Source organism: Nitrospira sp. Vd2 (assembly GCF_979581665.1).
Genome location: NZ_CEFZSK010000002.1, coordinates 72,586 through 85,202 on the forward strand (window position 1 = coordinate 72,586; position 12,617 = coordinate 85,202).

Here is a 12,617-nt window from a genome sequence, read left to right on the forward strand (position 1 = left end):
ACTAGTATGCGCTCACTCATCCTCTCACCACACGAGGCGCATGCTTGCCAAACGCTGGGTTTTTCCTGATGTCGATCTCCGTCAATCCATAGCCCTCGCGCAGGCTCTCTCAGTCTCACATATCACCGCCGCGCTGCTGCTCGCACGTGGCGTGCTGACCAAGGAGCAGGCCGACCGATGGCTTTCTCCTCAAGAGTCGATCCGCCACGATCCCTTTCTCATTCCTGATTTGCCGGCCGCCGTCGACCGGTTGCATGACGCCGTCGTTCAGCGCGAACGCATCTGCTTCTATGGCGATTATGATGTCGACGGCATGTCGGCGACGAGCATCTATACAGAGTTTTTTCGCGGTCTCGGTGCCGATGTTTGTTGGTATATCCCGCATCGACTCCGCGAGGGATACGGGCTGAACGAAATGGCGGTCCGGGAGCTCGTGGCCGACGGTGTTCGCCTCTTGGTGACGTCGGATTGCGGGACGACCAGCCATCGAGAAATCGAGGCCGCCCGACGTCTCGGCGTCGACGTCATTGTCACCGATCATCATCAGAGCGATGCCCGCCTGCCGGATGCCTTGGCCGTGATGAATCCCCATCGGCCTGATTCCGCCTATCCGTTTGCGCATCTCTGTTCGGCCGGGCTGGCTTATAAAGTCGTTCATGCGTATGCCAGTCGATACGGAGCGTCCGCCACCGTTCGCCCCGAGTCTTTCCTCGACCTTGCCGCGCTCGCGACCGTTGCCGACATGGTCCCGCTTCAGGATGAAAATCGTGCCATCGTGCGGGCCGGCCTCGATCTCATCTCGTCCGGTGTACGACCCGGGCTCCGCGCGTTGAAACAGGTTGCGGGAATTAACTGTCCATGCAGTGCGGCGACCATTGCGTTTCGATTGGCACCTCGCATCAATGCCGCCGGTCGGCTGGCACACTGCGATCTCGGCGTTCGATTGTTGACGACCCAATCGGAGACAGAAGCGTGGGACCTCGCGACTCAGCTCGAGCAGCTGAACGCGGAACGCCAGCGGATCGAGGAGCAGATGACGCAGGAAGCCGTGACGGCTGTCGGTGAGGGAGAACCGCCCGCGGCCATCGTGGTGGCATCGCGCCAGTGGCATCTCGGCGTCGTGGGCATTGTCGCGGCGCGGCTCGTCGAGCGATTCCATCGGCCGGCAATCGTGCTGGCGGTTAACGACCACGGCCAGGCCAAGGGGTCAGCCAGAAGTGTGCCGGGGTTCGATCTGTATCGGGCGCTGGCCCAATGCCGTGAGGTTCTCCTAGGATTCGGGGGGCACCCGAGCGCCGCCGGGCTGACTTTGGAGGAAGCACGCATTCGGGAGTTTACACCGATGTTTCAACGTATTGCCGCCGAGTGGGCCGGTGGGGAGGCGCGTGATCCCTTGCTTCGCTTAGATGCGGAGGTTAAGCTGATGGACATTGATCCACGCGTTATTCGGGAACTGGATCTGCTCCATCCCTTCGGCGCCGGGAACCCGGAGCCGGTCCTTGCCGTTCGTCACGTCACGATCCTGAACGCCCGAACCGTGGGCGATGGTCATCTCAAGCTGATCGTCCGACAAGGGCGGTCGCTCCCGTTCGAAACCATCGGCTTCCGGATGGGTGCCTTGGCGGCGCGGGGATTGGCCACTGACCGGCCGGTCGATCTGGCCTTCATGCCCGAGTTGAGCCGTTGGAACGGATTCGATCGCATTCAATTGAGGCTTCGGGACATCAGAATCGCTGTCCCGCACTGACATGCCGACAGAGACGATTACCGATATCGATCAATTGATCAAACGGCTCCAGAGCTACAGCCCGGAAGCCGAGACGGACCTCGTGCGTCGTGCATACGAATTCTCTGCCCACGCACATGCCGGGCAGACCCGTCAGTCCGGTGAGCCGTACCTCAAGCATCCGCTTGCCGTCGCCGGCGTGTTGACGGCGCTGCGCTCCGATGTAACTGCGATCGTCGCCGGCTTGTTACACGACACGTTGGAAGATACCCTCGCGACGCCGGCCGAGCTCGAACAGCTCTTCGGCAAGGAAGTCGCGCGGCTCGTCGACGGCGTGACGAAAATCGGGAAGATTCAGTTCCGGAACTACGAAGAGAAGCAGGCGGAGAACTTCCGCAAGATGGTTCTCTCCATGGCGGACGACATCCGGGTCGTCCTCATCAAATTGGCCGATCGCCTGCACAACATGCGGACGCTCGAACATCTACACGAGGCGAAGCGTCAGCAAATCGCCCAGGAGACGCTCGAAATCTACGCGCCGCTGGCGAACCGGCTCGGCATCGGCTGGATCAAGAACGAGCTGGAAGACCTGTGCTTGAAGTACTTGAAGCCCGAGATTTACGCCATGCTGAAGATGCGCGTGTCGAAGCGCGACGAGGAGCGCCACGCCTACATCGAAACGGTCATCCAGCAAGTCAAGGCGGCGCTGGCCGAAGCGGGCCTCAAAAGCGACGTCCAAGGGCGGCCGAAACACCTGTACGGCATCTATCAAAAAATGGAGCGGCAGTCGATCTCCTTCGAGGAGGTGTACGACCTCACCGCCCTTCGCGTCATCACCGACGTGAAGATGAACTGCTACGCAATCCTCGGCCTGATTCACTCGCTCTGGCGCCCGGTGCCCGGCCGCTTCAAAGATTACATCGCCATTCCCAAATCGAATGGGTATCAGTCGCTGCATACGACGGTCGTGGGTCCTAAGGGCGAGCACGTGGAGTTTCAAATCCGCACCGAGGAGATGCATCGGATTGCGGAGTACGGCATCGCGGCGCATTGGAAATACAAGGAGCGCGGACAGATCGACGACAAGGAAGGGAAGGTCTTCAGTTGGCTGCGGCAGTTCGTCGAATGGCATCAGGATCTGACCGACAACCGCCAATTCATGGACACCGTCAAGCTGGATCTGTTCCATGACGTCGTCTATGTCTTCACGCCGAAGGGCATGGTCAAGGAGATGCCCAAAGGCTCGACGCCGCTTGATTTCGCCTACGCGATCCATACCGAGATCGGTGATCACTGCGTCGGCGCGAAGGTCAACGGCAAGATCGTCCCGCTCAAGCATCAGTTGAACAGCGGCGACACCGTCGAGATTCTGACCGCGCCCACTCAAGTTCCCCATAAAGATTGGCTGAAATTCGTTCGCACTTCGCGAGCAAAAACCAAGATCAAGCACTGGCTCAAAATCGAGGAGCAAAAGCGGAGCATCGAAATCGGGCGCCGCCTGCTCGAGCGCGAGTTTCGCAAGCACGATTTGCCGCCCGCGCAAATGTTGAAATCCGACCGGCTGCTACAAGTCAGTCGCGATCTCGGTCATGACTCGGTGGATGAGCTGATGGCCGCGGTCGGCTATGGACGGCTTGCCACGGCGACCGTGCTCGGACGATTGATGCCGAAGCCGGACGGCGAGAAGGCGCACGCGGTCGAGGAGGTGGCCGAGAGCAAGCCGTCGGCGAAATCGGCTGAAAAAGGCGTAAAGGTCCAGGGCGGCCGTGATCTCTTGATGCAGCTCTCGCGTTGCTGTAACCCGGTTCCCGGCGATCGGATCATGGGTTACATCACGCGTGGCCGAGGGTTGACGATTCATTCCGTCGGGTGTCCGAACCTCGAAGCACTGGATTACGACAAGGAACGGCTGGTCGAAGTCGATTGGGATACGAGTTCGCAGAGCATTCACAGTGTCAAGGTCTCGGTGCTGGCGGTAGACAAGCCGGGGGTCTTGGCGAATATTTCCTCGTCGATTTCAGGGAGCAACGCGAACATCAGTCGGGCGGAGATTACGACGCGCGACGATCAGAAGGCACAGCTCGATTTCGTCATCGAGGTCACGGACACGGGGCATCTCGATCGCGTTCTGAAGGCGATCGAACGCATCGAAGGCGTGATCCGGGCGAGGCGTGTTCGGGCGTGGCAGGAACGGTAGCGGCAGGATGTTGAAACCGCGGGCTCCGATTACTGCATCGGTACCTGGAACGAGAGCACGGACCCTCGCTGCAGTTTCAAGCTATCCGCCATCCCGGCAGCGAGTTCGAGAACATAGAGGGCGTTGTCGTTGGGTTGGTATTGCGGGCAGCCATCGTCGCTGCGGCTGCAGGTCGGCACGTTTCGTTCGACGTGGACCACGCGTTTTTTTCCGTCGAGCCAAATGATGTCTAACGGGATGCGGGTATTCTTCATCCAGAACGACCACTGCTGCGGTTCGGCGAACGTAAACAGCATGCCTCGATCCTTCGGCAACGCGTCTCGGAACATTAGCCCGCGGGCCCGTTTCTGTGGGGTGTCCGCGATCTCTGCCTGCACGACCGCGCCGTTCGGCATCTTGATGGCCACCAGTCCCTGGTCGTTCCCCGACGCGCCGGCCGCCGGCCAGGCCGATAGCAGCACAGCGAGCCATGTCGATAGGATCATCACCATGATGGCGCGATCCTAGCGGCGATCCTCCCCGCCGTCAAGCGAACGACAATGAAGCCAGTATGGTTGGACCAGTACGATGCGAACGTTCCCCCGACGCTGTCATATCCACGGATCACGCTGCCTGCGCTGCTCGGTGAGGCGGCAAGACGATACGGCGGCCGGCCGGCGGTCCGCTATTACGGCGCCACGCTCACGTATCGGCAACTCGACGAGATGACGGGCCGGCTGGCCGACGCGCTGTGTTCGATGCGCGGCGCATCGGGCGGCAAGGTCGCGCTCATGCTGCCCAACGTACCGCAGGCGATCATCGGCTACTTCGGCGCATTGAAGGCCGGTGCCGCCGTCTCTCCCATCAATCCACTCTATGTTGAACAGGAGATCGAACGGCAGGTGGTCGATGCGGGGTGCGAGACGATCATCGCGCTCCGGCAATTCTACCCTCGCATTGCACCGCTGCTCGGCCGTACCTGCCTGAAACACGTCATCCTGACGGGGCCGGAAGATTATTTGCCGTGGCTCAAGCGGCTGCTCTTTCCCTTCATCCAGCGCGGACAACGTGCGAATGTCGAGGTCGCAGAGGGCGGTGGAATTCATCACTTCCGGCGGCTGGTCAGCCGAGGGCGACCGACCTCCGTCTCCCATGGCTCGCCCGACGACGTCGCGCTGCTTCAATACACCGGCGGAACGACCGGGGTGCCGAAGGGGGTCGTGCTCACGCATCGGAACCTCGTCGCCAACACGTGGCAGTGCCGACATTGGATGCCCTCGTTGCGGTTGGGCGAAGAGCGGTTCTTGAGCGTGCTGCCGTTTTTCCACGTCTACGGCATGAGTGCCTGCCAGAATCTGGCAATCAGTATCGGCGCTGCGATGGTCCTTCTGCCTCGGTTTCAGGTCGGCGAGGTGTTGGAGACGATCGACAAGGAGTGCATCACGGTCTTCCCCGGCATCCCGGCGATGTATGCGGCGATCAACAATCACCAACGGCTGGAACGGTACAATCTGCGCTCCATTCGGTTGTGCATCAGCGGTGCCGGCGCGCTGCCGGCGGAGGTTCAGCGGAAGTTCGAGTCACTGGCCGAGGCAAGGCTCGTCGAGGGGTACGGCTTGACGGAGGCGTCGCCGGTGACTCACGTCAATCCAATTGAATCGAAGGGGCGGTCGCGCAGCATCGGCCTCCCGCTGCCGGACACCGAAGCCAAAATTGTCGATGCCGAGCGCCCGGAGCGGGAGCTACCGGTGGGCGAGATCGGGGAATTGGTGATTCGCGGGCCCCAGGTCATGCAAGGCTACTGGAATCGGCCCGACGAGACGGCGCAGGTTCTCAAAGACGGCTGGCTCTATACCGGCGATCTGGCCCGCATGGATGCTGACGGGTTCTTCTATATCGAGGATCGCAAGAAAGACATGATCAAGTCCGGCGGGGAAAACGTCTACCCGCGTGAGGTCGAAGAGGTGCTGCTCCGTCACCCGAAGGTCAAGGAGGCGGTGGTCGTGGGGTTACCCCAAGACCTGCGTGGTGAGCTCATCAAGGCCTATGTCGTCCTGCACGACGGGCAGCGTGTGGCGGCGGCGGAGTTGTTGGACCACTGTCGTCAGGAGTTGGCCAAGTTCAAGGTGCCGCGGAAGGTGGAGTTTCGCCAAGCGCTCCCGAAGACGATCATCGGGAAGGTGCTGCGGCGGGTGTTGATTGAAGAGGAACTGAAGAAGCGCGCCTCCGCCGCGCCTTGAATTGTGCGGGACCCGTATGCGATGCTGTCCCCAGATTGTGGAGGAGTTATGAAAGAAAAACGGCGCGTCCTGTACAAGAAAGGCGTCTTTGTCTGCCCGAAGTGCCGGCAGTCCTACGTCCAGGAAAAGTGGATCGAAGAGTGGCGGATTCGCTGCCACAAGTGTGACTATCGGGGGACGCTCACCGAGGTGTCCGTCGAGGAGCATATGGACGAGGAGACGATCCGGCACTAGTTCCCCGCTCTGTCGCTGTCGCTCATCGGACCTGTTCCTGCCTGTCCAGCGTCTACACCAGACACCAGATGTTGATGGAGGTTCGCGATGAAGCTGATCGCGCCGGCTGCTCTTCTGCTTGCATGCTTCTTTATAAACTCTGCGCGCGGCGCCGAGCCGACGATTACCGTCCTGGTCGCCTATCACTCGTTGACAGGGCATACCGAGCACATGGCCGAGGCGGTCGCCGAGGGGGCGCGCTCGGTGGCCGCGGCACGCGTGGTCATGAAGCGGGTCGGCGAGGTCACGGCCGATGAGTTGTTTGCGGCCGATGCGCTGGTCGTCGGGTCGCCCGTCTATTGGTCGAACATGGCGGGAGAGGTCAAGACGTTCTTCGATAACTGGCAATTCAAGTTCGGGGTGTTTCCAGAGTTTAAAATGCGCAACAAAGTGGGCGCGGCCTTCGCGACCGGCGGACAGATCTCCAGCGGGAAGGAGCTGACGATGCTGTCAATCCTGGCGGCCATGCTGGGCAATCAGATGATCGTCGTGAGCGGAGGCGGGGCCTTCGGGGCGTCGGCGACGACCGAGGGTGACAGCCCCGGGATCGACGAGCAAGAATTGGCGGCGGCCCGGCAACTCGGCCGCCGCGTCGCGGAGGTCGCGCGAATGCTGAAAGCCGGAATGCCATGATCCCTTAACTGTCCTTCTTGATCTGCTCGCTGAGATAGTTTTCGATCCCCACCTGCTTGATCGTCTCCAGCTGGGTCTCCAACCAATCGATATGCTCTTCCTCGTCCTTCACCATGTCTTCGAGGATGTGGCGGGTCGTGTAGTCGCCGACCTTGGCGCAGTGGGTGATCGCTTCGGTAAACAGCTTGACGGCATCTTGTTCCTGCTGGAGGTCGAGTTTGAGCTGCTCGAGCACCGTCTCTCCGACTTTGACCGTCCCCAGGCGCTGCATGTTCGGGACACCTTCCAGGTAGAGGATGTGCTCGATCGTCTTCTCCGCATCCTTCATTTCATCGATGCTGAACTCGCGTATCTTGTGATGGCGGCGTTCGTATCCCCAATTCTCCGACATCTTCGCGTGAATGAAGTACTGGTTGATCGCAGTGAGTTCATTCGTGAGGATGCGGTTGAGAAAGTCGATCACCCCTTCTTTGGCTTTCATCTGATTCCTCCTAGCGTGTCATCGGTTGGGTGAGGCGCGCTCGGGGAGCCGAGTGTGGGACAGCGAGATGTGAAAGGAGCGATGTGCGCCTGAATGGATTATCGAGCCGAACCAGGAGAGGTGTCAATACGGCGGGCAGGCAGTCAATAATGCTCCGAGAGTCAATCCTTTGATTGAGCAACAGTGCCGTGGCGACTAGGGGCAGCTCATCGAATTGGTGGCGATGGCGACGAGATCATGGATATTGCGCGCACACCGACCACAGCAATCATCATCCTCGAGGCCGAAACAGGCCTTCAACTTTTCCGGACATACCTGTCCGGTTCGACCCACCTGCTGAACATCCGCTTCCGTCAGCCCCTTGCACAGACATACATACATGCGCGGCTCCTTCAGGATGAATGGATGAACTGTGATGCCGGCAACAGCGAATCGATTATGAGAATAATTCTCAAAACCATAGCTAATAATAGGCTGCTCGGCCGGCCATGTCAAGAGCTTGTCGGACCGAGCAGCAGGGAGAAGGCCCAGGTGGGAAAACGTGTGAAGGTCTGCGGAATTAGCGCTGTGTCCGTTCGAGTTCTACGACCATCTCTTGGATGGTGTCGAATCCCGATTGCCAGAATGCTTCCGATGTCATATCCACGCCAATCCCGGCGAGGATCGTCGCCGGACTCTCTGATCCTCCTGCGGCCAAGAGATCCAAGTATTTCGGCACGAACCGAGGCCCTTGTTCTTTGTATCGCCGGTAGAGCGCGAGGACCAATAGATTTCCGAAGCTGTAGGCATAGCAATAGAACGGACTCGCGAAGATATGCGGAATCGTCATCCATTCCCAGCGGAATTCATCGGGAACTTTGACTGCCCGGCCGAATTGCTCACGCAGATTAGCCAGATAGGTCTCCGCCAGATCCTTGACGGTCCCCCCGTTGGCGACCAGGTCATGGGCCGCTCGCTCGAACAACACGAAATAGGCCTGACGCAGGATGGTCGCATACATGTCGTCGAGTTGGGCAAGGAGCAGGCTCTGCTTGACGGCCTTGTTGGACTCGTTCGCGAGCAGTGCCTCCGACAATAGCCGCTCGCCGAACACCGACGCGGTTTCCGCCAACGGCAGCGTCGAGTGAAAGGTAAAGACCGAGTGATCGGCCGCCATCATCGCATGGACCGCGTGGCCAAGTTCATGGGCGAGCGTGGCCACATCACGCGCTTCGCCGGTGTAGTTCAAGAGCACGTATGGCATGCCGCCTGGCACGACGCTGTAGCAAAAGGCGCCGCTCAACTTCCCAGGGATGGTCCGGGCATCGACATGGCGGTGCTTGAAAACTTGTTGAGCGAGTTCGGCCAACCGCGGAGCGAAGGCGTCATAGGCTTTCAGAACCATGCGCACGGCGTCCGCATAGGGATAGCGCTTTCGTTCGGCGCGGTGCGGAGCATAAATGTGATAACGGCTCATCGAGCGAATCCCGCAAATCCGCGCTTTGAGCCTGAAATACTGTTGAAAGACTTCGCCATTCTTCGCGCAGACGCGCAGCAATGCCTCGACCGCGTCATCCGGCACGTCGTTCCCAAGATTGCGCGCGGCGATCGGGGACGGAAAGTGCCGAAGGTGCGGATTCTCGCTTCGCCAATCGTTCACCAGGGCGGTGTACATCTCCCCGATGACGTCGCGTTGCGCTGCAAACACCCGGTACATCTCGTGGTATGCCGCTTCGCGCATCCGAGGTTCAGGACTGCGGATGTACAGGTTCAGTTCTTCGCGGGTGAGCTTTTTGCGGACCCCCTTCACCGTCAGTGTAAAGGTCATGGCGTTCGTCAGCACATCGTAGAGCGTGTTGATGGCGCTACGTCCCGTCGTGTTCTTGAGGTTGATGACCTTTTCTTCCGGTTCCGAGAGCGTATGAGTCTTGTACCGCCGGATCGACTCGAGGTAATAGCGGTAATCCCCTGAAGCGGCCAGCAATCGGGCCGCATTCGCGTCATCGACCCCTTGCCACCAGAGATCGAAGAACAGCATGCGGTTTTGCAACGCGGTCAGTTGCTCCTCAACTTTGCTTTTGAACGCGCGCGCGTCTATGTTCTTCGTGTCTTCCGAGAACCATAGATAGGCATAGGCGCTGATCGTCGCCGACTGACGAGCGATCGTCTCGGCGGATGCCAGGATCGACAGAAAGGTCTCTGTCTGCATCGACGGCGCAAGCTGCGATCGGGCCGACTCGAACTGCGCCACCTCATCATTCAGTTGAGCCATCAACTCGGCAAATTGGCGGTCGCGGTCCTCGAGTAAGTCTCGAAGGTCCCACCGGTCGGAAAGGCCGCGCGCCGTGGATCGGGGGGATGTCGGCTTGGCGCCGCTGTGGCGCTTGGGAACGGTGCGTTTCATGGCTCCCTCTTGATTGCCTTTCATGATAACATCACCTCACCCCACCTGAGTGAAGCAAAAGATGCGGTCTTTCAGTGTTTTAGGCGATTGAGCCGCGAGAAGGGCCTTGAGCCCCGGCTTGGCAGGGAGACCAGTATCGATGACTGAAAGCGAAATCAACCGAGCGGTGCAATATGTCGTCGCCCGCACTTCCTATGGCCGTGAGACGGTAGCCGACATCGTTCGGATCGGCTTTTCGGAACTGTCGTCCTTGGCTGCCAGCACGTCCCTCTCCATGAGGCGTGACACGCTCTTCGAATACGTCGTCAGGTGGACGATGGTGAAGACAGGGCAGCCGGAACCCTTGGTTCGCGAGGTGTTAGGATGCGCCGGACGATGGTTGGACGAGTTGTACGAGACGTTGATGAGGGAGCGTCCTGAATTGCTGCGGCCAGCCGATTCTTAGCGCCGAGGCATACAGGACAGACGAGGATGAAGAAGGTCGGACGAAGGACGATCGCTCAACGCGCCTTGTCTCGCTATGCGGGGTCCCGGTTTCCTCCACGGGCCTCAACGGAACGCGTAGAGAAGTGGCGGCGGGCCATGGAGCGGGCGTGCCGGGTCCTCGCCATGTCGTCTACTGATCAGACCAGCGAGGTGCGGCTTGCCCATTTGCGAGGACGTTTGCAGAGTCATGATCGTGGAGCCGTAGAATCGGCGTCCGCCGAACTCGAAGTGGCCATGCTGCTACTCGGTGCAGGGGCTCAGGTCAGTTTCTTGCCGGAAGCACGGGCGAGGACTGCAGACTTGGAATGCACGACCGGTGTGATCGGTTTTTCGTCGAAGTGACGGCTATGGTCGGACGCCGGAGGCGACGAAAGGCGAATCGAGGCGGACGTCCGCTCGTGGGGAGAGCCGAGAGTGACAATCCCCCCGAGCCGCTCACAGCCCGTGTTGCGGCCCGCGTCAATCAGAAGGCCAAGCAGTTACAGGACTATTGTGCCCCCGTGCTGTTGGCGATCACCCATCCACCTGCTGAACGTGGCGCGGCTGTACGCCCCGCGGCTCTTCGCAATGGCCACGTCGAGACCGAGGCAATCGATCTGAAGCGGCTGGCGGGGACGATGACGCTGCTGCTCGCGATGATTCTTCATGTTTCTGCGGTCCTTCTGTCGCTCTGGGACCTTCATTCGAATCCGCAACGATCAGCCGTGCGGTTGGCGAACGTTCATATCGTCGAGCGACCGCACGGCCGGCATGACCTTCCACCGCTTCGCATGCTCGTGGTGAATCCGAGCGCCAGGTATCAGTTGAGTGGGGAGCTGCTGGCGTCGCTCAGAGCGAGGCTTTAGGGAGAGGGGAGGGTTTGCTTCAGCGCCTCGAGATTCTTCGTCACCATGGCGTCGCCGTTCGCTCTTGAAACGTCGATGCCCTTGTCGCATACCGTCCGACAGTCGTTGATCCGCCCTAACCGTTGAAGCGATTGAGCCAGTGCGAAGTAGGCCGCCGAGTACGCCGGCTTGACGGCAATGCACTGCTCCAAGGCGCGGGCGGCTTCCTCGAAGTTGCCATCTTCCATGTAGGCCTTCCCCAGCCCGAACCAGGCGACATCGTCCCGAGGATCGACGGCCAGGACTTTTTTCAAGGGCTCGATACGGGGATTGGGCATGAGCGGGCGTCTCTGAGAGGACCGGACACTAGCATGGCGGTCGCCACATTGTCTATGGGATTTCCTGCGTGTTACGATCGCTCGCACGAGTTGAAAAGGTGCAACGGGAGCATGGGTCGGACGGGTTTGGTCACGCATCCAGCGTACTTGGAACACGACATGGGGTCGGGCCACCCGGAATCGCCCGAGCGTCTCCGCGCGATCCTCGCCCGCCTTGAGCGGAACCATCTGATGGAGCGGTTGGTGCGACTCTCACCGGTTCCCGCGGCGGATGAGTGGATCGCCCAGGTCCACTCCACCGCCTACATCGAGTCATTGAAGCGCCACGCGCCCACAAGGGGGCGGGTCTCCTTGGATCCTGACACGTCCATGTCCCCGGGATCGCTCCCGGCCGCCTATCTGGCCGCTGGCGGCGGGCTCACGGCCGTGGACAGCATCGTCAATGGTCAGATCGACCATGCGTTCTGTGCCGTCCGCCCACCGGGACACCACGCCGAGCACAATCGGGCAATGGGATTTTGTCTCTTCAACAATGTCGCGATTGCCGCTCAGTACGCCCAACGACGGCATGGCGTACACCGGGTGTTGATCGTCGATTGGGACGTGCACCACGGTAACGGCACGCAGCACACGTTCTATGACGATCCCTCCGTGCTCTTTTTCAGCACCCATCAGTATCCGCACTATCCCGGGACCGGACGGGCGACCGAACGCGGTAGTGGAGCGGCCGAAGGCTTGACGATCAACGTCCCGATGACCGCCGGGGACGGAGATGACGAATATCGAGAGGTGTTCCAAAAAGTCTTGATCCCGGCCGCCGACCAATTTCGCCCGGACTTCGTGATCGTGTCGGCCGGCTTCGATGCGCACAAGGACGATCCGCTCGCCTCCATGGGATTGACCGAGGAGGGCTATGCCGACCTGACCCGCCTGGTCGTCGGCATTGCACAGCGTCACTGTCGCGGCCGCCTTCTGTCGTGCCTGGAAGGCGGCTACAACCTGCAGGCGCTCGCGGCATCGGTCGAGCGCCACGTGTTGGCGCTTTTGGAGGCGTAGC

At 60.3% G+C, this 12,617-nt stretch carries 14 protein-coding genes; 9 read left to right on the plus strand and 5 right to left on the minus strand.

Annotated elements, in window-relative coordinates; translation table 11 throughout:
* Nucleotides 1–40 precede the first annotated feature (40 nt).
* Together recJ and AC1U7K_RS01120 are read left to right on the plus strand one after the other, a co-directional pair.
* Nucleotides 41–1,747: a single-stranded-DNA-specific exonuclease RecJ gene (recJ, locus tag AC1U7K_RS01115; RefSeq protein ID WP_480248975.1), complete on the plus strand. Its 1,707-nt coding sequence runs from the start codon at nucleotides 41–43 to the stop codon at nucleotides 1,745–1,747.
* A 1-nt stretch (nucleotide 1,748) separates the two neighbouring features.
* On the plus strand, nucleotides 1,749–3,923 hold the full coding sequence (locus AC1U7K_RS01120) for a RelA/SpoT family protein (RefSeq protein WP_480248976.1): 2,175 nt from the start codon (nucleotides 1,749–1,751) through the stop codon (nucleotides 3,921–3,923).
* A gap of 29 nt (nucleotides 3,924–3,952) precedes the next feature.
* Here AC1U7K_RS01120 and AC1U7K_RS01125 read toward each other — a convergent pair whose 3' ends face one another.
* Complete coding sequence (locus tag AC1U7K_RS01125) at nucleotides 3,953–4,414, minus strand: DUF192 domain-containing protein (protein ID WP_480248977.1); 462 nt, start codon at nucleotides 4,412–4,414, stop codon at nucleotides 3,953–3,955.
* Between the two features lie 48 nt (nucleotides 4,415–4,462).
* Between AC1U7K_RS01125 and AC1U7K_RS01130 the strand changes: the two genes are divergently transcribed.
* The 3 genes from AC1U7K_RS01130 (at nucleotide 4,463) to AC1U7K_RS01140 (ending at nucleotide 7,048) form a co-directional block, all read left to right on the plus strand.
* On the plus strand, nucleotides 4,463–6,142 hold the full coding sequence (locus AC1U7K_RS01130; RefSeq protein ID WP_480248978.1) for a long-chain-fatty-acid--CoA ligase: 1,680 nt from the start codon (nucleotides 4,463–4,465) through the stop codon (nucleotides 6,140–6,142).
* A gap of 48 nt (nucleotides 6,143–6,190) precedes the next feature.
* Nucleotides 6,191–6,376, plus strand: coding sequence for a hypothetical protein (locus AC1U7K_RS01135; RefSeq protein ID WP_172834056.1), 186 nt, complete (start codon nucleotides 6,191–6,193; stop codon nucleotides 6,374–6,376).
* Nucleotides 6,377–6,463: 87 nt separating this feature from the next.
* Nucleotides 6,464–7,048, plus strand: a complete 585-nt coding sequence (locus tag AC1U7K_RS01140; protein ID WP_480248979.1) for a flavodoxin family protein — start codon at nucleotides 6,464–6,466, stop codon at nucleotides 7,046–7,048.
* Between the two features lie 4 nt (nucleotides 7,049–7,052).
* On the opposite strand, the gene bfr is transcribed toward AC1U7K_RS01140, so the two are convergent.
* The 3 genes from bfr to AC1U7K_RS01155 form a co-directional block, all read right to left on the minus strand.
* Nucleotides 7,053–7,529 (minus strand): bacterioferritin, encoded by a 477-nt coding sequence (gene bfr, locus AC1U7K_RS01145; RefSeq protein ID WP_480248980.1) that lies wholly within the window; start codon nucleotides 7,527–7,529, stop codon nucleotides 7,053–7,055.
* A gap of 195 nt (nucleotides 7,530–7,724) precedes the next feature.
* Nucleotides 7,725–7,910, minus strand: a complete 186-nt coding sequence (locus tag AC1U7K_RS01150; RefSeq protein ID WP_480248981.1) for a (2Fe-2S)-binding protein — start codon at nucleotides 7,908–7,910, stop codon at nucleotides 7,725–7,727.
* A 178-nt stretch (nucleotides 7,911–8,088) separates the two neighbouring features.
* A complete protein-coding gene (locus AC1U7K_RS01155; RefSeq protein ID WP_480248982.1) occupies nucleotides 8,089–9,912 on the minus strand; it encodes a M3 family oligoendopeptidase in 1,824 nt (607 codons plus the stop codon).
* Between the two features lie 139 nt (nucleotides 9,913–10,051).
* Here AC1U7K_RS01155 and AC1U7K_RS01160 point away from each other — a divergent pair, with 139 nt between their 5' ends.
* Genes AC1U7K_RS01160 through AC1U7K_RS01170 form a run of 3 tightly spaced genes read left to right on the plus strand, consistent with a single transcriptional unit; the run spans nucleotide 10,052 to nucleotide 11,243 of the window.
* Entirely contained in the window at nucleotides 10,052–10,357 is a 306-nt protein-coding gene (locus AC1U7K_RS01160) for a hypothetical protein (RefSeq protein WP_480248983.1), read from the plus strand.
* Between the two features lie 26 nt (nucleotides 10,358–10,383).
* A complete protein-coding gene (locus AC1U7K_RS01165) occupies nucleotides 10,384–10,740 on the plus strand; it encodes a hypothetical protein (protein WP_480248984.1) in 357 nt (118 codons plus the stop codon).
* The gene (locus tag AC1U7K_RS01170; protein WP_480248985.1) at nucleotides 10,704–11,243 is read left to right on the plus strand and encodes a hypothetical protein; all 540 of its coding nucleotides are present in this window, start codon (nucleotides 10,704–10,706) and stop codon (nucleotides 11,241–11,243) included. Before AC1U7K_RS01165 ends, AC1U7K_RS01170 begins: the two co-directional genes overlap by 37 nt.
* Here the strand turns inward: AC1U7K_RS01170 and AC1U7K_RS01175 are convergent.
* A complete protein-coding gene (locus AC1U7K_RS01175) occupies nucleotides 11,240–11,560 on the minus strand; it encodes a tetratricopeptide repeat protein (protein WP_480248986.1) in 321 nt (106 codons plus the stop codon). The genes AC1U7K_RS01170 and AC1U7K_RS01175 overlap by 4 nt on opposite strands.
* Before the next feature lie 111 nt (nucleotides 11,561–11,671).
* On the opposite strand from AC1U7K_RS01175, the gene AC1U7K_RS01180 reads away from it, so the two are divergent.
* On the plus strand, nucleotides 11,672–12,616 hold the full coding sequence (locus tag AC1U7K_RS01180; RefSeq protein ID WP_480248987.1) for a histone deacetylase family protein: 945 nt from the start codon (nucleotides 11,672–11,674) through the stop codon (nucleotides 12,614–12,616).
* Nucleotide 12,617 lies beyond the last annotated feature (1 nt).

What these genes read in the sequence shown, in the direction of transcription:
- AC1U7K_RS01180 (WP_480248987.1), top strand. Translation starts at nt 11,672, where the DNA reads ATGGGTCGGACGGGTTTGGTCACGCATCCAGCGTACTTGGAACACGAC.
- AC1U7K_RS01175 (WP_480248986.1), bottom strand. Translation starts at nt 11,560, where the DNA reads ATGCCCAATCCCCGTATCGAGCCCTTGAAAAAAGTCCTGGCCGTCGAT.
- AC1U7K_RS01125 (WP_480248977.1), bottom strand. Translation starts at nt 4,414, where the DNA reads ATGGTGATGATCCTATCGACATGGCTCGCTGTGCTGCTATCGGCCTGG.
- recJ (WP_480248975.1), top strand. Translation starts at nt 41, where the DNA reads ATGCTTGCCAAACGCTGGGTTTTTCCTGATGTCGATCTCCGTCAATCC.
- AC1U7K_RS01135 (WP_172834056.1), top strand. Translation starts at nt 6,191, where the DNA reads ATGAAAGAAAAACGGCGCGTCCTGTACAAGAAAGGCGTCTTTGTCTGC.
- AC1U7K_RS01130 (WP_480248978.1), top strand. Translation starts at nt 4,463, where the DNA reads ATGAAGCCAGTATGGTTGGACCAGTACGATGCGAACGTTCCCCCGACG.
- AC1U7K_RS01170 (WP_480248985.1), top strand. Translation starts at nt 10,704, where the DNA reads ATGCACGACCGGTGTGATCGGTTTTTCGTCGAAGTGACGGCTATGGTC.
- AC1U7K_RS01120 (WP_480248976.1), top strand. Translation starts at nt 1,749, where the DNA reads ATGCCGACAGAGACGATTACCGATATCGATCAATTGATCAAACGGCTC.
- AC1U7K_RS01155 (WP_480248982.1), bottom strand. Translation starts at nt 9,912, where the DNA reads ATGAAACGCACCGTTCCCAAGCGCCACAGCGGCGCCAAGCCGACATCC.
- AC1U7K_RS01165 (WP_480248984.1), top strand. Translation starts at nt 10,384, where the DNA reads ATGAAGAAGGTCGGACGAAGGACGATCGCTCAACGCGCCTTGTCTCGC.
- AC1U7K_RS01140 (WP_480248979.1), top strand. Translation starts at nt 6,464, where the DNA reads ATGAAGCTGATCGCGCCGGCTGCTCTTCTGCTTGCATGCTTCTTTATA.
- bfr (WP_480248980.1), bottom strand. Translation starts at nt 7,529, where the DNA reads ATGAAAGCCAAAGAAGGGGTGATCGACTTTCTCAACCGCATCCTCACG.
- AC1U7K_RS01150 (WP_480248981.1), bottom strand. Translation starts at nt 7,910, where the DNA reads ATGTATGTATGTCTGTGCAAGGGGCTGACGGAAGCGGATGTTCAGCAG.
- AC1U7K_RS01160 (WP_480248983.1), top strand. Translation starts at nt 10,052, where the DNA reads ATGACTGAAAGCGAAATCAACCGAGCGGTGCAATATGTCGTCGCCCGC.